Below are 18,192 nucleotides of genomic sequence, written 5' to 3'. Positions count from 1 at the left end.
AGCCGTAGCATGCCAGACGTGTCAAGACAGGCAAGCTTTATGTGTATGGATGTACAGTTTATGATGTTGCCTCATATGAGCTCGGCCTGCAGTCGCCGCTCCTACTTTCTTCGTTAAAGGCCCGCCGCCGTGACCCCACAACAGGGTTTCATCCTGACCCGACATTGGCGCGACACCGCCGAAGGCACTGAGGTTGAGCTGTGGCTGGCGACCGATGCCGGGCCGCGGCTGGTACGCCTGCCGCCCCAGCCCTCGGTCGCCTTCCTGCCTACGGGGCAGCAGGAGCAGGCCCGGCGTCTGCTCGAGGACGAGGCCGGCATACAGCTCAAGCCGCTGACGCTGCGCGATTTCGACCAGCAGCCCGTGTCAGGCCTGTATTGCCGGCAGTACGGCCAGTTGCAACGGCTGGAAACAATGCTCAGGCAAGCTGGCATAACGGTCTACGAGGCCGACATTCGTCCACCGGAGCGCTACCTGATGGAGCGCTTCATCACGGCGGCCGTGGTCTTCGATGGTCAACTGCAAGCCGACGGCCAATACCATGAGGCCAGGCTCAAGCCGGCGTCGGCCTACCGTCCACAGCTACGGCTGGCGTCGCTGGACATAGAAACCACCGCCCAGGGCGAGCTGTACTGCATCGGCATCGAGGGCTGCGGCCAACGTGATGTGTTCATGCTCGGCCCGCCCAATGGCGATGCGCGCACCCTGGATTTTGCCCTGCATTACCGGCAAAGCCGGGTGGAACTGCTGCAAAGCCTCAATGCCTGGTTCGCCGAACACGACCCGGACGTAATCATCGGCTGGAACGTCGTGCAGTTCGACCTGCGCGTCCTGCACGAACACGCCAGGCGCCTCAACGTGCCCTTGCTGTTGGGCCGCGGGGGCGCGGAGATGACCTGGCGCGAACACGGCAGTGGCAACGATCACTATTTCGCCGGCGCGCCAGGTCGGCTGATCATCGACGGAGTCGAGGCGCTGCGTTCGGCGACTTGGAGCTTTCCCTCCTTCAGTCTCGAAAACGTGTCGCGGACGCTGCTGGGCGAGGGCAAGGACATTTCCACGCCGTACCAGCGCATGGACGAAATAAACCGCATGTTTGCCGAGGACAAACCGGCCCTGGCGCGCTACAACATCAAGGATTGCGTCCTGGTCACGCGGATCTTCGCCAAGACCCAACTGCTCACCTTCCTGCTCGAACGCGCCAGCGTCACGGGCCTGCCGGCGGACCGCAGCGGTGGCTCGATTGCGGCCTTCACGCATCTGTATCTGCCGGCGATGCATCGCCAGGGGTTCGTCGCGCCCAATATCGGGCAACGCCCGCCCGAGGCCAGCCCCGGCGGCTTCGTCATGGAATCGCGGCCCGGCCTGTACGAGTCGGTACTGGTGCTGGACTACAAGAGCCTGTATCCGTCGATCATCCGCACGTTCCTGATCGACCCGGTAGGTCTGGCGGAAGGTCTGGCCAACCCCGCCGATCAACACTCGGTCGAAGGTTTTCGCGGCGCGCGCTTTTCACGTACCCGGCATTGCCTGCCGGCCATCGTCGCCAGCGTCTGGGATGGCCGCGAGACGGCCAAGGCGCAGGGCAACGCGCCGTTGTCGCAGGCGCTGAAGATCATCATGAACGCGTTCTACGGCGTGCTGGGGTCCAGTGGCTGTCGCTTTTTCGACACACGCCTGGCGTCGTCGATCACCCTGCGCGGCCACGAGATCATGCGCCGTACCCGCGAGCTCATCGAGGCGCGCGGTTACCAGGTGATCTACGGCGACACCGACTCAACGTTTGTCTGGCTCAACAGCGCCCACGACGAAGCCGAGGCCAGCCGCGTCGGCAAGGAACTGGTGGCCGAGGTCAACCTTTGGTGGAGACAGCATCTTCAGCATGAATATGGATTGAACAGCGCTTTGGAGCTGCAGTTCGAGACCCATTTCCGGCGTTTCCTGATGCCGACCATCCGTGGCGCGGAAGAGGGCAGCAAGAAGCGCTACGCGGGATTGGTCAGGCGTGCCGACGGTCAGGACGAGATGGTCTACAAGGGGCTGGAAAGCGTACGTACCGACTGGTCGCCGCTGGCCCGTGAGTTCCAGAAGGCGCTGTACTCGAGAATCTTCCAGTATCAAGGCTATCAGGCGTATGTCCGCGATTACGTGAAACGAACCCTGGCGGGTGAGTTGGACGACTTGCTGATCTACCGCAAGCGACTGCGCAGGCCGTTGCACGACTATCAACGCAACGTGCCACCGCACGTACGAGCGGCGCGCATCGCCGATGAACTCAACCGCTCGATGGGGCGGCCCCTGCAGTATCAGCGCGGCGGCTGGATCAGCTATGTGATGACGGTGGCGGGCCCCGAGCCCTTGGAAGTGCGACATTCGGCCATCGACTACGACCATTACCTGACCCGACAGCTGCAGCCTGTTGCCGATGCGATCCTGCCGTTCGTCAACGACGATTTCAATACGCTGATCGGCGGCCAGCTTGGTCTGTTCCAGTAGGCTCAAAGGCTTTGGCTGATGAGCTCCATGGCCAGCGCCATGGCCAGGCCAGCTGTCACCCAGCCCCGCAACCCCAGCCCCTGGCGTGCCTTGTGATGCCAGCGGTCGTGGCCCAGCAGCGTCGCGGGGGCGATCAGTTGGCGCCAGTGCAGCTCGGTGGCATGAAAGGCGGCCAGATGTGCGACGTCGCTGTCCAGCCAGCGGCGGAAGTCGATGCGCTCGCTGGCGGTGGTCAATGGGCTCTGCAGCTTGACGTACCAGTGAATGGCCATGCCTTGGCCTGTCAGGGCTGGTTTGCAGCAGGCACGCAGTGCGTCCTGCATTCTGGCTTCGACGTCGGCGAGTGTCGTGTGCAGGCGCTGGGCGATGGCGAGGTAGGGGAGTTCGTCGAGACGGCTGTATAGCAGGACTTGTCGAGTCCGCCTGGGCAGGTTCTGCACCCGTCGATAGAGGCGGTCCGGGTGTGGCTGGCCGTGGATGAGGTCTGACAGATCATGCGAGGGCGTGAGCAGTGGGGTCATCGGTGACACCTCCTTTTGCGCGAAACCTGGTCATCTGTAGAGAGAAAGAGAGTTCGGACTTCCGTTTTCCGATGTTCTTTTGATATCATGCCCGCCATCTTTGCAGTGGCGCCTTCAAGTCGGTGAAGTTCGAAACCGACGGCGTGCAACACTCTTCATTAGCCTGAAGAGCAAAAAAAAGACCCGGCAAAAAGCCGGGTCAAAAACCGTGATTAGCCTGATGAGGAGATAATCTGAAGGTCCGACCTAAGGCCCTTCGGATTATCCAACCGATCTCTCGACCGGTTGAGCTCAATAATAATCGTTATCATTTGCATGTCAAATGATTTGTCTGTGGTTTCTTCTTTTTCTTCTGTGCCCATCCCTCACTCCAGCGGCAGCTCGGTGGTGCGCTTGACTTCGCTCATGGCAATGTTCGAGTAGGCTTCCTGCACATGGGGCTTCTGCAGCAGATGGTCGCGCAGAAACCGCTCGTAGCTGGCAATGTCCTTGGCCACCACCTTGAGCATGAAATCCATGCCGCCTGCCATCGTGTAGCACTCGAGCACCTGCGGGTAGCCGATGATGGCTTCCTCGAATTCGGTCAGGTGCCGCCGGCCGTGCCCGGACAGCTTGATGCTGACGAAGATGGTCATGCTCAGGCCGAGTTTTTTCGGGTTGAGCAGGGCAACCTTGCGCTCGATCAGCCCTTCTTCCTGCATGCGGTGGATGCGTCGCCAGCAGGGTGACTGGGACAGCTCCACACGTTCGGCGACCTGGGCCGCCGAGAGGTCCGCGTCGTGCTGGAGCAGGCGCAGGATGCGCCGATCGATCGGGCTGAGACTGGTTTGCATGAATGAGTCCGGTTCTTGTGGTTATCGGGTCGACTTCATGCAGAGTATGGCTCGTTTCTGACGTTCTGCTCCAGTCACCCTCGCTGATTGGCCCAAGACAACGCGGCACGCTCAGCCTGCGATATGACCGAACTTGCCCGCCTGATAATCGGCAAACGCCTGCTGGATTTCCTCGCGGGTGTTCATCACGAACGGACCGTAGCTGGCCACCGGTTCGCCCAGTGGCGCGCCGTGGCCATAGAGCAGCGTGGCCGGGCCAGTGGCATCGACCGTTACCGTGTCGTGTGTGTCACTGAGTTTGACCAGATGATGGCACTGCAGCGAGGCACCGGCGATCTCGACCTCGCCATCGACCACGTACAGAAAGACGTTTTCGCTCAAGGGTGCCGGCAGCGAGAGTCGGGCGCCGGGTTGCAGGTGTACGGTCATCAGGCACAGGCCGGTCAAGGACTCGATCGGTCCGCGCCTGGCGCCATGCTGGGCGGAAACATAGTCCCCGGAAATCAGCCGGACCTCGGCCAAAGGCTCGGTGATCGTGGGGATGTCCGCGCCTTGCAGGCCGACATAGGCCGGAGGGGTCATCTTCAAACGCCCTGGCAGGTTGACCCACAACTGGAGAATTTCCAGCGGGCCGCCTTCACGCTTGAACGACTGCGGCGACAGCTCGGCATGCACCAGCCCGGAACCCGCCGTCATCCACTGCACGCCACCTGCGCCGATGATGCTTTCATGGCCGCCGCTGTCCAGGTGCGACAGCTCGCCCTGAAGGATGAACGTGACCGTCTCGAAGCCACGATGGGGATGCGGTCCGAACGGCAGGCCCTGGTTGTTGGGTGGGTAGGTCTGCGGACCGTGGTGATTGAGAAACAGGAACGGATCGAGCTGCTCGATGCCGGGGCCCGGCAGCGGGCGACGGGTGATCAGGTCACCGATATCGTCGCGCTGCGCGGGGAACTGCTGGAGGACGGTTCGGGTCATGGGGCCTCGGGGTGCGGATAATCACTGCGGTGCATGACTATGCCGCACAAGCCCGCCGCCTGAACAGCTCAGCGGCGATCGAGCCAGACCGTCTGGGCGTTGCAGAACTCGCGCACCCCGAAGTGCGACAGCTCGCGCCCGAAGCCGCTTTTCTTGATGCCACCGAAGCCCACGCGGGCATCCGAGGCACCATAGCCGTTGATGAAGATCGCACCGGTCTCCAGGCGCTCGGTGAAGTACTCGATCAGTTCGCCATCGGCCGTCCATACCGTCGCTGACAGCCCGAACTCACTGTCATTGGCCAGTGCCAGCGCGTGCTGTGCATCGCGCGCCTCAATGATGGACGCCACGGGGCCGAACAGCTCCTGATCGAAGGCGGTCATGCCGGGCTGCACGTTACCAAGCACCGTCGGTGCGTAGAAATTGCCATCGCCGGGGAGTTTGTGCCCGCCCAGCAGCAGTTCGGCACCTTGCTCGATGGAGGTCTGGACCTGGCCATCCAGCTCGTCGCGCAGATCGTAACGCGCCATCGGGCCGATGTAGGTGTCGTCGAGCTGCGGATCGCCGACCTTCAGCGCACGGGTGGCGGCCAGGAAGCGCTCGGTGAAGGCCGGCAGAATGCTGGATTCGACGATCAGGCGCTTGGCGGCGGCGCAGACTTGACCGGTGTTCTGGAAGCGGCCGAGCAGGGCAGCGTTGACCGCTTCGTCCAGGTCGGCATCGGCCAGGACGATGAACGGGTCGCAGCCGCCCAACTCAAGTACGCACTTCTTCAATGCCGCACCGGCTTGTGCGGCAATCGCCGAGCCTGCACCGACGCTGCCGGTCACGGTCACGGCAGCAACCCGTGGGTCGGCAATGGCGCGCGATACGCCAGCGGGCTCGACATTGAGCACACCGAACAGGCCGTGGGGCAGGCCCGCCTGGTCGAACGCCTCACGCAGCAGCGTGGCGCTGCCCATCACGTTCGGCGCGTGCTTGAGCAAATAGCCATTGCCGGCCAGGATCACCGGTACGGCGCCGCGCAAGACTTGCCAGAGCGGGAAATTCCACGGCATCACCGCCAGCACCGGGCCCAGCGGGCGGTATTCGATGCGCGCTTTCTGGCCTGGCACCTGGGTCGCTTCGGCGGCGAGCATCGCCGGGCCGTGTTCGGCGTACCACTGGCACAGTCCGGCGCACTTCTCGACTTCGGCGCGCGCCTGGGTGATGGGCTTGCCCATTTCCTGGGTGATCATCTGCGCCAGCGGCTCACTCATTTCGCGCAGCACGTCTGCCATGCGTGCGATGGCTGCAGCGCGCTCACCGAGCGCAACGTAGCGCCATTGTTCGAAGGCGGCAAAACTGCCAGCCAGTGTCTGCTCAAGCTGCGCCTCGCTGTCGAAGGGGTAGCGTTGCAGCTCGGCGCCGGTGGCGGGGTTCATGGAGATGGCATGCGTCATGGCGTTCACCTGTCGAAGGAAGATGTCGGCCACGATACGGGCATGGTTAAATCATGAAAACTGAATAATAATAACCGAAACCATCTCTTTTGGAGAATGTATGGACCTGACCCAATTGGAGCTGTTTCGCGCCGTAGCCGAGGAAGGCAGTATTGCCGCCGCCGCCCAGCGCGTGCATAGGGTGCCTTCCAACCTCACGACGCGGATCAAGCAACTGGAAAGCGAACTGGGGGTCGATCTGTTCATCCGCGAAAAGCTGCGCTTGCGCCTGTCGCCCAATGGCTGGAGTTTTCTCGACTACACGCGACGCATCCTCGATCTGGTCGAGGAGGCGCGCCAGGCGGTGTCGGGTACCGAGCCGCAGGGCTCGTTCGCACTGGGCTCGCTGGAAAGCACGGCAGCCGTGCGCATCCCACCGTTGCTGGCGGCGTACCATCATCGTTATCCCAAGGTCGAGCTGGACCTGTCCACCGGACCGTCGGGCGACATGCTCGACAGCGTGCTCGGCGGGCGGCTGGCCGCTGCCTTTGTCGACGGCCCGCTGCGTCATCCGCTGCTCGATGGGCGTGTGGTGTACGACGAAGAAATGGTGCTGGTCAGCGCGCGCAGTCACGCGCCTGTGTCCCGAGCCCAGGACGTCAATGGCGAAACCATTTATGCCTTTCGCGCCAACTGCTCCTACCGTCGGCACTTCGAAAACTGGTTCGTCGCCGACGGCGCGGCGCCCGGCAAGATCTTCGAAATGGAGTCCTATCACGGCATGCTCGCCTGCGTCAGTGCCGGCGCCGGCCTGGCCTTGATGCCGCGCAGCATGCTGGAAAGCATGCCCGGCAGCAGCAACGTCAGTGTCTGGACCCTGGCCGAAGAGTTTCGCTGGTTGCACACCTGGCTGATCTGGCGCCGTGGCGCAGGTTCGCCCAACCTGGCGGCGATGCTCGAACTGCTCGACGACAGCGTCCTGCAGGCCTCGACGACCTCCAAGGCTTCGGCATCTGGCACGGCGCTGACTTAGTCATTCACCGGGGCGGGGATCTTCGACGGTCGCAGGGTGGCGAAATGTCGCAGGCAAACGTTGACGTTGCCGGCCACGGAAAATAGGCTACGCGCCGACCCAGGGTAAATGTTCGCGGTGCCTGCGCTTGCTATAGAATGCACCGCAAGTTTTTCGATGCCCGATGAGGGCACGCCAGCCGTTGGCGCCGTCGTGGCGCCCGGCCAGATTTGAAGGAGTACGCATGGCTGTCTACAACTACGACGTAGTGGTGCTGGGTTCCGGCCCCGCCGGAGAAGGGGCGGCAATGAACGCCGCCAAGGCCGGGCGCAAGGTGGCCATGGTCGACAGTCGGCGCCAGGTCGGCGGCAACTGCACCCACCTGGGTACCATTCCTTCCAAGGCCCTGCGCCATTCGGTCAAGCAGATCATCCAGTTCAACACCAACCCGATGTTTCGTGCCATCGGCGAGCCGCGCTGGTTCTCGTTCCCGGACGTACTCAAGAGCGCCGAGCGGGTGATCGCCAAACAGGTGGCCTCGCGCACCAGTTACTACGCGCGCAACCGCGTCGACGTGTTCTTCGGCACCGGCAGTTTCTCCGACGAGCAGACGGTCGAAGTGATCTGCGCCAATGGTGCGCAAGAGAAGCTCATCGCCAAGAGCGTCATCATTGCCACCGGTTCGCGGCCTTACCGGCCCGCCGACATCGACTTCAGCCATTCGCGCATCTACGACAGCGATACCGTGCTGAGCATCACCCACACCCCACGCAAATTGATCATCTACGGCGCCGGCGTCATCGGTTGCGAGTACGCGTCGATTTTCAGCGGCCTGGGCGTGCTGGTCGAGTTGATCGACAACCGCGAGCAATTGCTCAGTTTCCTTGACGCCGAAATTTCCCAGGGCCTGAGCTATCACTTCAGCAACAACAACGTGATGGTCAGGCACAACGAGGAATACGAGAAAGTCGAAGGCCTCGAGAACGGCGTCGTGCTGCACCTCAAGTCGGGCAAGAAGATCAAGGCCGATGCCTTGCTCTGGTGCAACGGCCGTACCGGCAACACCGACCGCCTGGGTCTGGAGAACATCGGCATCAAGGTCAACGGTCGCGGCCAGATCAGCGTCGACGAGGCCTACCGCACCTCGGTGCCGACGATCTATGGGGCAGGCGATGTGATCGGCTGGCCGAGCCTGGCCAGTGCTGCCCACGACCAGGGCCGCTCGGCAGCCGGCAGCGTGGTCGACAACGGCAGCTGGCGCTTCGTCAACGACGTGCCGACCGGGATCTACACCATTCCCGAGATCAGCTCGATCGGCAAGAACGAGCACGAACTGACCCAGGCCAAGGTGCCATACGAGGTGGGCAAGGCATTCTTCAAGGGCATGGCCCGCGCGCAGATTTCCGGCGAGCCGGTGGGCATGCTGAAGATCCTCTTCCATCGCGAAACCCTGCAGGTGCTGGGCGTGCATTGCTTCGGTGACCAGGCCTCGGAGATCGTGCACATCGGCCAGGCGATCATGAACCAGCCCGGCGAGCTCAATACCCTGAAGTACTTCGTCAACACCACCTTCAACTACCCGACCATGGCCGAAGCCTATCGGGTTGCAGCCTACGACGGCCTCAACCGGCTTTTTTGAGCGGCTCCGGCCGGTGGCCTGAGCCGGCCGGGGAGACCGATTTCAGCGATTCTCGAGGGTGGCGCTGGCCAAACCGGGAAAGTCTGTAATCAGGCTGTCCACGCCGAAGTCGGCGAGTCTGCGCATCAGTGCAGGCTCGTTGACCGTCCATACCGACACATGCAGACCCTGGCCCTGGGCTTTGAGCAAGCGCTCGGGTGTGCACAGCGTCCAGTTCAAGGCGAGCAGCTCGCACCCATAACCTTGCGCCACCTTGATCGGGTCCAGCCAGGCGTATTCGGCCACCAACCCGCGGGCCACGTCCGGGGTCAACTCCAGAGCTGCGCGCAGCACTTCCCGGGAGCTGGAGGTAATGGTGATCTTGTCCAGCAGATTCATGCGTTGTGCCAGCTCGCGGATAGCCAGCACAGTAGTGGCCGCGCGCGTGCGCGATGCGCTCTTCACTTCCAGCTGCCAGTGATCGAAGGCGCAGTGTTCGAACAGTTCCTCGAGGCGTGGAATGGGGCAGGGTGACACCCATCCCGGCCCACCCTTGCGCGCGTCATAGCTGGTCAGCGCCTGTGCATCGTGCTCGACGACCTTGCCGCCACGGCCAGTGGTGCGCTTGAGGGTGGGGTCATGGATGACCATCAGTTCGCCGTCCCTGGACAGATGCAGGTCCAGCTCGCATCGGCGCACGCCGTGTTCCAGGCATTGCTTGAAGCTTGCGAGGGTATTTTCCGGGGCTTCGCCCTTGGCACCGCGATGGCCATAGATAAGCGTCACGTTCGCTCCTTGAATGAGAAGAGTGGGTGTCAGTCAGTGGTCGCGTCTTGCCGCTCGCGCGCCTGACGCCGTTGGACTTGCTGCTTGTGCAGGATGTAACGGGCGAGCAGCTGGCGCTGGGCATCACTGATGTCGACGAATTGGGTACCGATCTCGAACTGGTCGTTGCCCACTGCGATGCAGTTGGTGACGCTTGCCTTGAGTGATAGCCCCAGCGCTTGCGGCATCAGCGCGATCCGCAACGCCAGGCGCGTATGCTCCACCATTGGCTGTTGCTGGAAGAACGCCAGGCCGCCTTCGGACAGCACCACTGGCCGGGCCTCGCCGATACGCTCCACAAGCGTCTGCGCAACCATCTGACTGAGCAGGTCGATACGCTTGTTCTGGGCCTTGAGCACGGCTTCCACCGCGCGGTCGGCTTCGCCGAGTTGGCGCAGCAGATGCTGGGTTTCGAACTCGGCCAGGTGCATTTCGCCAAGCAGGTCGAACAGCGGCGACGCATCCTGCAACATGTCTTCACCCGCCGTCTCGCTGGCCGGGAGTATGGTGATTTCCAGTGCGATGCGGTCATCGATGCGATAGTATTCGCGGCGATCTTCTTCATCTGATGTCGACATGACGAACCCAGGGTAGAGGCGATGGTCCGAGTGTAAAGCTGCTCGTCACGCCCTGCCAGCAGGACGTCTCCTCTTTCACCCGAACAAGCCCCGACATGTTCAGACCTCTTTTCGTTTTCATTGGCGCGCGTTACACCCGTGCCAAGCGGCGCAATCATTTCGTGTCGTTCATCTCCCTCACCTCGATGATCGGCCTCGCCCTGGGCGTGGTCGTGATGATCGTCGTACTGTCGGTCATGAACGGCTTCGATCACGAGATGCGCACCCGCGTGCTGGGCATGGTGCCCCACGCCACCGTCGAATCCGGCCAGCCAATTGCCGACTGGCCGGCGCTGGCGGCTCAGGTCCGGCAGAACCCGCAGGTGGCGGCGGTCGCGCCGTTCACCCAGATGCAGGGTCTGCTGACCCATGCCGGCCAGGTGCAGAAAATCCTGCTCAATGGCATCGACCCTGCGCAGGAACACAACGTCTCGATCATCGACGCCTTCGTCAAACAGGGCAGGGTCGATGACCTCAAGGCTGGCGAGTTCGGCCTGATGATCGGCGACAAGGCGGCGACCAAGCTGGGCGTGGGTATCGGCGACAAGGTCACCTTCGTGGCACCCGAAGTTACGGTGACTCCGGCCGGCATGTTCCCGCGCATGAAACGCTTCACCGTGACCGGCATCTTTCACGTCGGCGCCGGCGAGCTCGACGGCTACCTGGGCCTGGCCAACCTCGAAGACCTGGGCAAGCTGCACCGCTGGAAAGCGGGCGAGGTTCAGGGCCTGCGCTTGAAGTTCGAAGATCTGTTCCAGGCTCCGCGAGTGTCCTGGCAAATCGCCAAGCAGTTGGGTGACCAGACCTACTATGCGCGCGACTGGACCCGTACCCACGGCAATCTCTACCAGGCCATCGGCATGGAGAAAGCCATGATTGGCCTGCTATTGCTGCTGATCGTGGCCGTGGCTGCGTTCAACATCATTTCCACGCTGGTGATGGTGGTAAACGACAAGAAGGGCGATATCGCCATTCTGCGCACCCTGGGCTCGACGCCGGGGCAGATCATGCGCATCTTCATGGTCCAAGGCACGGTGATCGGCGTGGTCGGTACCTTGATCGGCGCCGTGGTCGGTATTCTGGCGGCCTTGAACGTCAGCGCTGCCATTGCCCTGCTGGAAAAAGCCATCGGCCACAAATTTCTCAATGCCGATGTCTACTTCATCGATTACCTGCCTTCGCAGCTCATGGCCAAGGATGTGTTCATGGTCTGCGGCGCGGCATTGGTCCTGAGTTTCCTCGCCACCCTGTATCCGGCCTGGCGTGCTGCGCGTACCCAGCCGGCGGAGGCGTTACGTTATGAGTGAGTCGGGCATGAGTGAACAAGCAGTACTGAGTTGTCGCAACCTGGGTAAATCCTACGAGGAAGGCCCTGAATCCGTGGTCGTGCTGGACAACCTGCAACTGGAGCTGCACGCCGGTGAGCGCGTGGCTATCGTCGGCAGCTCCGGTTCGGGCAAGAGTACCTTGCTCAACATGCTTGGCGGGCTCGATACGCCCAGCCGCGGCAGCGTATGGCTGGCGGGTGAAGAGCTTTCGGCGCTGAACGAGCGTGCTCGCGGGCTGCTGCGCAATCGTGCCTTGGGTTTCGTCTACCAGTTTCACCACCTGTTGCCCGAATTCACTGCGCTGGAAAACGTCTGCATGCCGCTGCTGATCGGCAAGACGGCCATCCCCGAGGCCAAACAGCGCGCCACTGCGCTGCTGGAGCGGGTAGGCCTGGGGCATCGGCTGCAGCACAAGCCGGCGGAGCTGTCTGGCGGCGAACGTCAGCGCGTGGCCATCGCCCGCGCCTTGGTGAACACGCCGGGGCTGGTGATGCTCGACGAGCCCACAGGCAACCTCGACAACCACACCGCGCAAGGCATTCAGGACTTGATGCTCGAACTCAGCGTTTCGCTGCGCACCGCGTTCCTGGTGGTCACCCATGATCTGAGCCTGGCACGACAGATGGACCGCGTACTGCGTCTGGAAGACGGGCGTCTGGTGCCGATCTAGCTTCTTCTTTTCTAACGGGTTACCTCTGCATGTTCAGACCCTTGTCAATTTTCATCGGCTTGCGCTACACCCGCGCCAAGCGGCGCAAGAACTTCATTTCGTTCATCTCCATGACCTCGATGATCGGCCTTGCTCTGGGCGTGTTGGCGATGATCGTGGTGCTCTCGGTGATGAACGGCTTCCAGCGCGAAATGAGCTCGCGCATCCTGGGCATGGTGCCCCACGCCATGATTCAGGGCGTGAAGCCGCTGGACGACTGGCGTCCCGTGGCTGCCGCCGCCATGAAAAACCCCGAGGTGCTGGCGGCCGTGCCGTTCACCGAGCTCGATGGCATGCTCTCGTACAAGGGCATGATGCAGCCGATCCAGATCAGCGGTGTCGATCCGGCCCGCGAGGGCGAGGTGTCGATCGTCGCCGACCATATCGTCCAGGGCCGCCTGGGCGATCTCAGGCCAGGCGAATTCGGCGTCGTCGTCGGTGAAATCACCGCCAGGCGCTTCCGCTTGAATGTGGGCGACAAGATCACCCTCATCGTGCCGGAAGTCAGCACCGCGCCGGGTGGCATCACCCCGCGCATGCAGCGCCTGAACGTGGTCGGCGTGTTCAAGGTCGGCGCCGAACTCGATGGCTCCATGGGCCTGATCAACGCGGCGGATGCAGCCGAAATGCAGCGCTGGCAGCCGGGTCAGGTGCAGAGTGTGCGGCTCAAGCTAAAGGACCTGTACACGGCGCCGGAGGTCAGTGCGGCTATCGTCAAGGACCTCGGTACGGCCTACAAGGCCGACGACTGGACCCACACCCAGGGCAGTCTGTTCAGTGCCATGAAAATGGAAAAGACCATGATTGGCTTGCTGTTGCTGATGATCGTTGCGGTGGCGGCGTTCAACATCATTGCCACCCTGATCATGGTGGTGAACGACAAGGGCGCGGACATCGCCATCCTGCGTACCATCGGCGCCACGCCGAGGCAGATCATGGGGATCTTCATGGTCCAGGGTACGGTCATCGGCGTGGCCGGCACCGTGATCGGAGGCGTGCTGGGCGTGATCGCCGCGATCAACGTCAGCGCCATCGTCGGCTGGGTGGAGCGCGTCAGCGGCCAGCACATCTTTACCTCGGACGTGTATTTCATCAGCAATCTGCCCTCCGAGCTGCAAGGTGGAGATGTCATGCTGATCTGCGGGGCAGGGCTGGTGCTGAGCTTCCTTGCGACCATCTACCCTGCGTATCGAGCCTCACAGATCGAACCGGCGCACGCCTTGCGCTACGAATGATCCATGATGACCACGGTGCGGTCGTGCAGCCGCGCCGTCGTCGCCATGCAGCAACGCGGCAAATTCGCTAAACTGCTGTCGTTCATTCAGTCAGGTTTATTTCATGCATCCCGCAGCCGAACATTCCCCCCTGGGCAAGTCCAGCGAGTACGTTTCCACCTACACCCCTTCGTTGCTTTTTCCCATTCCTCGCGCAGCGAAGTGGGCCGAGCTGGGCTTGAGCGCGGAAACCCTGCCCTATACCGGCGTGGACGTGTGGAACTGCTTCGAGCTTTCCTGGTTGCTGCCTTCGGGCAAGCCGGTCGTGGCCATTGGTGAGTTCAGCATTCCTGCGGATTCACCGAACATCATCGAATCCAAGTCGTTCAAGCTGTACCTGAATTCGCTCAACCAGACCGCGTTCGTCTCGGTGGATGACCTTCAAGCCGTGCTGGTGGAAGATCTTTCCAAGGTGGCCGGCAAGTCGGTGGGCGTCAATGTGCGTCGGTTGGAGGAAGTGCAGGCCGAGGGCGTGGTTCAACTGCCTGGGATGTGCATCGACGAGCTGGACATCACGGTCAGCAGCTACGATCACCCACAGCCTGAGCTGCTGCGTTGCGACCCGAGCTCCATTGTGGAAGAAACCATCCATAGCCATCTGCTGCGGTCCAATTGCCCGGTCACCAGCCAGCCGGACTGGGGCAGCGTGTGTATTGCCTACAGTGGCCCGGCGCTGGACCACGCCAGCGTGCTGGCCTACCTGGTCAGCTTTCGTCAGCACTCCGATTTCCATGAGCAATGTGTCGAGCGGATTTTCACTGATCTGCAGCGACTCCTGCAGCCAGAAAGACTGACCGTGTTCGCGCGCTATGTACGTCGCGGCGGCCTGGACATCAACCCTTACCGCAGCACTGATGCAGTGCCTGCTGCCAATGGCAGGCTGGTTCGCCAGTAAGGATGCATCCAGCAGCCGCTTGGGCAGGCGGCTGCAGTTGTACAGTCTTCAGATACCGATGTTGCCGAGCGTCTGCACGATATTGCGCAGTGCGCCGGCCACGCCAGGGTGATCCACCTCGAAGCGCTCGACGGCCAGGTTCACGCTGTCGGCGACCGACGGGTCCGCCGTGGCATTTTCCAGCTCCATGCGCGCCTTGATCTGCTCCATCAGGACGCGCATGTCTTCGCGCTCTTCGAGCGACAGCGTCTGGTTCTTTTCCAGTTGCTCGCGCAGTTCATCGAGTTGTTCCTGCAATTCGCGGGCTGGCATGACGTTCTCCTTGAGTGATAGGCACTTACATGGACCGCGGCACGTGCGCAAAGGTCCGTGTCAGGTCGCATCATTGGAATTCCATACCGTTGCAACGGGGCTGCGAATGAACTCGAGAGCGAGCGTGTAGTCTGGCATGGGTATGTCGAGGATTGATCGGCAGCGCTGCGTTTGCCAGCGCACTGCCTAATCCGGCCTGGACACTTTATACTGGGCCACATTTTGTTGGCGGTCGCATGCGACCCAATCGTATCTCAAGGAGTAACACGTATGCGTCTGACCGGTTCAGCTGTCATCGACCGAGTGGCTGGAGCCTGTCTGCTCCTGGGACTTGCCGTGGCGCCCGTGGTAGCACAGGCCGCCGAAGAAGATCCGTGGGAGCCGGTCAACCGTGCGATTTTCCGGGTCAACGATACATTGGATACCTACGCGCTGAAGCCCATCGCTCAGGGCTACCAGTGGATCACGCCGCAGTTTCTGGAAGACGGCATTCATAACGTATTCAGCAACATCGGCGACGTCGGCAACCTCGCCAACAACGTCATGCAGCTCAAGCCTGCCGCTGCCGGTACCGACACTGCGCGCCTGATCTTCAACACAACGTTCGGCTTGTTCGGCTTCTTCGATGTGGGCACCAAGATGGGCCTGCAGCGCAGCGATGAAGATTTCGGTCAGACCCTGGGCTACTGGGGCGTGAGCAGCGGGCCTTATGTGGTCCTGCCGCTGATGGGCCCAAGCACCGTGCGCGATGCGTTCGCCAAGTATCCTGACACCTACACCTCGCCGTACCGCTACATCGACCACGTGCCGACCCGCAATACCACGCTGGGTGTGAACCTGGTCGATACACGTGCGAGCCTGCTGTCGGCCGAAAAGCTGATCAACGGTGACAAGTACATTTTCCTGCGTAACGCTTACCTGCAGAACCGCGAATTCCGCGTCAAAGATGGCGAAGTCGAAGACGATTTTTAATTGTTACCAGGCATGAAAAAGGCGACCCGAGGGTCGCCTTTTTCATGCGCGCGGTTTAGTCCATGCTGAGCGTGTGCAGGCCTATGATCTGCAGGCCAGCCTCGTTCGAATCCTCTACGCGTATCACTTCAGCCTGGATGTTCAGATCGCTGAGCGTAGGATGGTTCGAAGGCAGATGCACACCAACCTGATCCCCCACGCTTAATTGAGTCTGGGCTTGCAACTGCATACCGGTGCTCGAAAGATCCTTGCATACGGCGGGAACGACAACGTCACCGACCCTGAGGTCGACCTTTGCATCCACAGTCATGCGGATGAAATCACGTTTCTCACTGTAGTCACGATCACTGTGGCTCATGGTTTGTCCTTCGATCTGGTTGCTATTGTTAACGTTCTTATAACCCAAGGTAATAGGCCAATCGGCCCGCCCTGGCCCGTGTCGCAACACCCTTGAAACGCTTGCCGGATGGGAGTACCGTCTGCGCCTTACAAGGCACCTCTGCATCCGAATGCTCAGGGCACCCAGCGCTTGTATTCGCCTCCGCGAGAGGCTAGAAGTAAAGGTAGGCGATGCATTGCTTTCGTCGCCAGTTTTTACCTTGCTGACCTACTTACGACAACCAATTTCTGGCGCCGTTTGCCCACATGCAGAAAACCAGTGCAACGCTGCTGATCATCGATGACGACGATGTGGTGCGCGCAAGCCTTGCGGCCTACCTCGAAGACAGCAGCTTCAGCGTGCTGCAGGCGAACAATGGCCTGCAGGGCCTTCAGGTATTCGAGCAACAACAGCCCGATCTCGTCATCTGTGACCTGCGCATGCCGCAGGTCGGCGGCCTTGAATTGATTCGCCAGGTGACCGAGCGTTCTCCCGATATTCCAGTGATCGTGCTGTCCGGTGCCGGGGTGATGAACGACGCAGTCGAAGCGTTGCGCCTGGGTGCCGCCGATTACCTGATTAAGCCTCTTGAAGATCTGGCCGTGCTTGAGCACTCGGTTCGCCGGGCCCTGGACCGCTCGCGGCTGCTGCTGGAAAATCGTCGCTACCGCGAGAAGCTGGAAACGGCCAATCGTGAACTGGAAGCCAGCCTGCATCTGCTGCAGGAAGACCAGACTGCCGGTCGGCAAGTGCAGATGAACATGCTGCCTCAGAGCCCCTGGAGCACCGACGGCTTCCGTTTCGAACACCAGATCATCCCGTCGCTGTACCTGTCGGGCGATTTCGTCGACTATTTTCGCGTCGATGAGCACCGCGTGGCGTTCTATCTGGCCGACGTATCCGGCCACGGTGCTTCGTCGGCATTCGTCACGGTGCTGTTGAAATTCATGACCACCCGCCTCATGTTCGAATCAAGGCGCGGTGGGTCGATGCCCGAATTCAAGCCGTCGGACGTGTTGGGCCATATCAACCGGGGTTTGATCAATACCCGTCTGGGCAAGCATGTCACCATGGTCGGCGGAGTGATCGACGAGCACACCGGGCTGTTGACCTACAGCATCGGCGGGCATCTGCCGCTTCCAGTGCTGTACACCCCCGAGCAAACGCAGTACCTGCAGGGACGCGGCCTGCCGGTGGGTCTGTTCAACGAAGCCACGTACACCGATCACGTCATGGCGTTGCCGGAGCAGTTCAGCCTTACCCTGCTTTCCGATGGGATACTGGACTTGCTGCCAGGCGAAACGCTGAAGGAAAAAGAAGCTGCATTGCCTGAGATCGTCAGTGCAGCGGGCGGCAGCCTGGATGGCTTGCGGCAAAAGTTTGGACTGGCCACACTCGGGGAGATGCCGGATGATATCGCCCTGATGGTGCTGAGCAGGAACCTTGCATGAGTACTGGTAGAATCCAGTTTGCGGAACAAAGCGGCACGTTCGTGTTGAAATTCGTGGGTGAGGTGCGCCTCACGCTATGCTCGGCGCTGGATGCGACAATAGAGCGGATCTTCACCGCTCTGGACTTTTCAGCCATCGTGATCGACCTGACCGAAACCCGCAGCATCGACAGCACCACCTTGGGCTTGCTGGCCAAGTTGTCGATCATGTCTCGTCAAAAAGTCGGATTGCTGCCTACGGTGGTGACGACCCACGAGGACATCACGCGCCTGCTGCAGTCCATGGGTTTCGATCAGGTGTTCAACATCGTCGGTCGCCCGATTCCTTGCCCCGATTGCCTGACGGATCTGCCTTCACAGGATCTGTCCGAAGATGTGGTCAGGGCCAAGGTGCTGGAAGCGCACAAGATTCTCATGGGCTTGAACGAGTCCAACCGCGAAGCCTTCCACGATCTGGTCAACGCCCTGGAACGCAGCTGAGTACCTTCGGGCGACTCGCTCGGCTATAAAAAAAGGCGACCTTGCGGTCGCCTTTTTCGTGTGCGGCAGGCT

The 18,192-nt window shown here is 61.4% G+C and carries 18 protein-coding genes; 10 read left to right on the top strand and 8 right to left on the bottom strand.

The genetic code is table 11. The features are described from left to right. Positions 1 to 129 precede the first annotated feature (129 nt). Entirely contained in the window at positions 130 to 2,496 is a 2,367-nt protein-coding gene (locus IFT57_RS13990; protein ID WP_192151780.1) for a DNA polymerase II, read from the top strand. Positions 2,497 to 2,498: 2 nt separating this feature from the next. Here IFT57_RS13990 and IFT57_RS13985 read toward each other — a convergent pair whose 3' ends face one another. From IFT57_RS13985 to IFT57_RS13970, 4 genes are all read right to left on the bottom strand, one after another. After that, entirely contained in the window at positions 2,499 to 3,017 is a 519-nt protein-coding gene (locus IFT57_RS13985; RefSeq protein WP_192151779.1) for a DUF4880 domain-containing protein, read from the bottom strand. Positions 3,018 to 3,382: 365 nt separating this feature from the next. Beyond that, complete coding sequence (locus IFT57_RS13980) at positions 3,383 to 3,850, bottom strand: Lrp/AsnC family transcriptional regulator (RefSeq protein ID WP_122477453.1); 468 nt, start codon at positions 3,848 to 3,850, stop codon at positions 3,383 to 3,385. Positions 3,851 to 3,961: 111 nt separating this feature from the next. Beyond that, positions 3,962 to 4,828, bottom strand: coding sequence for a pirin family protein (locus IFT57_RS13975; RefSeq protein WP_192151778.1), 867 nt, complete (start codon positions 4,826 to 4,828; stop codon positions 3,962 to 3,964). A 68-nt stretch (positions 4,829 to 4,896) separates the two neighbouring features. Next, positions 4,897 to 6,270: an aldehyde dehydrogenase family protein gene (locus tag IFT57_RS13970; RefSeq protein WP_192151777.1), complete on the bottom strand. Its 1,374-nt coding sequence runs from the start codon at positions 6,268 to 6,270 to the stop codon at positions 4,897 to 4,899. 100 nt (positions 6,271 to 6,370) lie between these two features. Between IFT57_RS13970 and ptrR the strand changes: the two genes are divergently transcribed. Next, positions 6,371 to 7,282 carry a putrescine utilization regulator PtrR gene (ptrR, locus tag IFT57_RS13965; RefSeq protein ID WP_192151776.1) on the top strand — a complete coding sequence of 304 codons (912 nt, stop codon included), beginning with the start codon at positions 6,371 to 6,373 and terminating at the stop codon, positions 7,280 to 7,282. Between the two features lie 223 nt (positions 7,283 to 7,505). After that, complete coding sequence (sthA, locus tag IFT57_RS13960) at positions 7,506 to 8,900, top strand: Si-specific NAD(P)(+) transhydrogenase (RefSeq protein ID WP_049859964.1); 1,395 nt, start codon at positions 7,506 to 7,508, stop codon at positions 8,898 to 8,900. A 42-nt stretch (positions 8,901 to 8,942) separates the two neighbouring features. On the opposite strand, the gene IFT57_RS13955 is transcribed toward sthA, so the two are convergent. Further along, positions 8,943 to 9,665, bottom strand: a complete 723-nt coding sequence (locus IFT57_RS13955; protein WP_192151775.1) for a glycerophosphodiester phosphodiesterase — start codon at positions 9,663 to 9,665, stop codon at positions 8,943 to 8,945. Between the two features lie 29 nt (positions 9,666 to 9,694). After that, on the bottom strand, positions 9,695 to 10,282 hold the full coding sequence (locus IFT57_RS13950; protein ID WP_122799829.1) for a PilZ domain-containing protein: 588 nt from the start codon (positions 10,280 to 10,282) through the stop codon (positions 9,695 to 9,697). 95 nt (positions 10,283 to 10,377) lie between these two features. Here IFT57_RS13950 and IFT57_RS13945 point away from each other — a divergent pair, with 95 nt between their 5' ends. The 4 genes from IFT57_RS13945 to queF all read left to right on the top strand — a co-directional run bounded on the left by IFT57_RS13945 (position 10,378) and on the right by queF (position 14,527). Then, on the top strand, positions 10,378 to 11,628 hold the full coding sequence (locus tag IFT57_RS13945) for a lipoprotein-releasing ABC transporter permease subunit (RefSeq protein ID WP_122715639.1): 1,251 nt from the start codon (positions 10,378 to 10,380) through the stop codon (positions 11,626 to 11,628). Between the two features lie 7 nt (positions 11,629 to 11,635). Then, positions 11,636 to 12,319 (top strand): lipoprotein-releasing ABC transporter ATP-binding protein LolD, encoded by a 684-nt coding sequence (lolD, locus tag IFT57_RS13940; RefSeq protein ID WP_192049034.1) that lies wholly within the window; start codon positions 11,636 to 11,638, stop codon positions 12,317 to 12,319. A gap of 29 nt (positions 12,320 to 12,348) precedes the next feature. Then, positions 12,349 to 13,593, top strand: coding sequence for a lipoprotein-releasing ABC transporter permease subunit (locus tag IFT57_RS13935; protein WP_192151774.1), 1,245 nt, complete (start codon positions 12,349 to 12,351; stop codon positions 13,591 to 13,593). Between the two features lie 103 nt (positions 13,594 to 13,696). Further along, positions 13,697 to 14,527, top strand: a complete 831-nt coding sequence (queF, locus tag IFT57_RS13930; protein WP_192151773.1) for an NADPH-dependent 7-cyano-7-deazaguanine reductase QueF — start codon at positions 13,697 to 13,699, stop codon at positions 14,525 to 14,527. A gap of 48 nt (positions 14,528 to 14,575) precedes the next feature. Here the strand turns inward: queF and IFT57_RS13925 are convergent, their stop codons facing one another. Further along, positions 14,576 to 14,839, bottom strand: coding sequence for a DUF4404 family protein (locus IFT57_RS13925; RefSeq protein WP_122477471.1), 264 nt, complete (start codon positions 14,837 to 14,839; stop codon positions 14,576 to 14,578). Between the two features lie 270 nt (positions 14,840 to 15,109). Between IFT57_RS13925 and IFT57_RS13920 the strand changes: the two genes are divergently transcribed. Continuing rightward, positions 15,110 to 15,811, top strand: a complete 702-nt coding sequence (locus tag IFT57_RS13920) for an MlaA family lipoprotein (protein ID WP_122715635.1) — start codon at positions 15,110 to 15,112, stop codon at positions 15,809 to 15,811. A gap of 55 nt (positions 15,812 to 15,866) precedes the next feature. On the opposite strand, the gene IFT57_RS13915 is transcribed toward IFT57_RS13920, so the two are convergent. Then, complete coding sequence (locus IFT57_RS13915; RefSeq protein WP_192151772.1) at positions 15,867 to 16,169, bottom strand: PilZ domain-containing protein; 303 nt, start codon at positions 16,167 to 16,169, stop codon at positions 15,867 to 15,869. 287 nt (positions 16,170 to 16,456) lie between these two features. Between IFT57_RS13915 and rssB the strand changes: the two genes are divergently transcribed. Together rssB and rssC are read left to right on the top strand one after the other, a co-directional pair. Further along, positions 16,457 to 17,641, top strand: coding sequence for a two-component system response regulator RssB (rssB, locus tag IFT57_RS13910; RefSeq protein ID WP_192049041.1), 1,185 nt, complete (start codon positions 16,457 to 16,459; stop codon positions 17,639 to 17,641). After that, on the top strand, positions 17,638 to 18,120 hold the full coding sequence (gene rssC, locus IFT57_RS13905) for an anti-sigma factor antagonist RssC (protein WP_122477478.1): 483 nt from the start codon (positions 17,638 to 17,640) through the stop codon (positions 18,118 to 18,120). The genes rssB and rssC overlap by 4 nt, the downstream gene beginning before the upstream one ends. Positions 18,121 to 18,192: the final 72 nt, after the last annotated feature.

The sequence above is a fragment of the Pseudomonas sp. CFBP 13719 genome (genome assembly GCF_014842095.1).
Taxonomy (GTDB): domain Bacteria; phylum Pseudomonadota; class Gammaproteobacteria; order Pseudomonadales; family Pseudomonadaceae; genus Aquipseudomonas.
The sequence above is the reverse complement of the archived record's forward strand: the minus strand, read 5'-3'. Positions and strand labels throughout refer to the sequence as shown.

Excerpts from the sequence above, each read along its gene's own strand:
- IFT57_RS13985 (WP_192151779.1), bottom strand. The coding sequence starts at position 3,017 with ATGACCCCACTGCTCACGCCCTCGCATGATCTGTCAGACCTCATCCAC.
- IFT57_RS13980 (WP_122477453.1), bottom strand. The coding sequence starts at position 3,850 with ATGCAAACCAGTCTCAGCCCGATCGATCGGCGCATCCTGCGCCTGCTC.
- IFT57_RS13975 (WP_192151778.1), bottom strand. The coding sequence starts at position 4,828 with ATGACCCGAACCGTCCTCCAGCAGTTCCCCGCGCAGCGCGACGATATC.
- IFT57_RS13970 (WP_192151777.1), bottom strand. The coding sequence starts at position 6,270 with ATGACGCATGCCATCTCCATGAACCCCGCCACCGGCGCCGAGCTGCAA.
- ptrR (WP_192151776.1), top strand. The coding sequence starts at position 6,371 with ATGGACCTGACCCAATTGGAGCTGTTTCGCGCCGTAGCCGAGGAAGGC.
- sthA (WP_049859964.1), top strand. The coding sequence starts at position 7,506 with ATGGCTGTCTACAACTACGACGTAGTGGTGCTGGGTTCCGGCCCCGCC.
- IFT57_RS13950 (WP_122799829.1), bottom strand. The coding sequence starts at position 10,282 with ATGTCGACATCAGATGAAGAAGATCGCCGCGAATACTATCGCATCGAT.
- IFT57_RS13945 (WP_122715639.1), top strand. The coding sequence starts at position 10,378 with ATGTTCAGACCTCTTTTCGTTTTCATTGGCGCGCGTTACACCCGTGCC.
- lolD (WP_192049034.1), top strand. The coding sequence starts at position 11,636 with ATGAGTGAACAAGCAGTACTGAGTTGTCGCAACCTGGGTAAATCCTAC.
- IFT57_RS13935 (WP_192151774.1), top strand. The coding sequence starts at position 12,349 with ATGTTCAGACCCTTGTCAATTTTCATCGGCTTGCGCTACACCCGCGCC.
- queF (WP_192151773.1), top strand. The coding sequence starts at position 13,697 with ATGCATCCCGCAGCCGAACATTCCCCCCTGGGCAAGTCCAGCGAGTAC.
- IFT57_RS13925 (WP_122477471.1), bottom strand. The coding sequence starts at position 14,839 with ATGCCAGCCCGCGAATTGCAGGAACAACTCGATGAACTGCGCGAGCAA.
- IFT57_RS13920 (WP_122715635.1), top strand. The coding sequence starts at position 15,110 with ATGCGTCTGACCGGTTCAGCTGTCATCGACCGAGTGGCTGGAGCCTGT.
- IFT57_RS13915 (WP_192151772.1), bottom strand. The coding sequence starts at position 16,169 with ATGAGCCACAGTGATCGTGACTACAGTGAGAAACGTGATTTCATCCGC.
- rssB (WP_192049041.1), top strand. The coding sequence starts at position 16,457 with ATGCAGAAAACCAGTGCAACGCTGCTGATCATCGATGACGACGATGTG.
- rssC (WP_122477478.1), top strand. The coding sequence starts at position 17,638 with ATGAGTACTGGTAGAATCCAGTTTGCGGAACAAAGCGGCACGTTCGTG.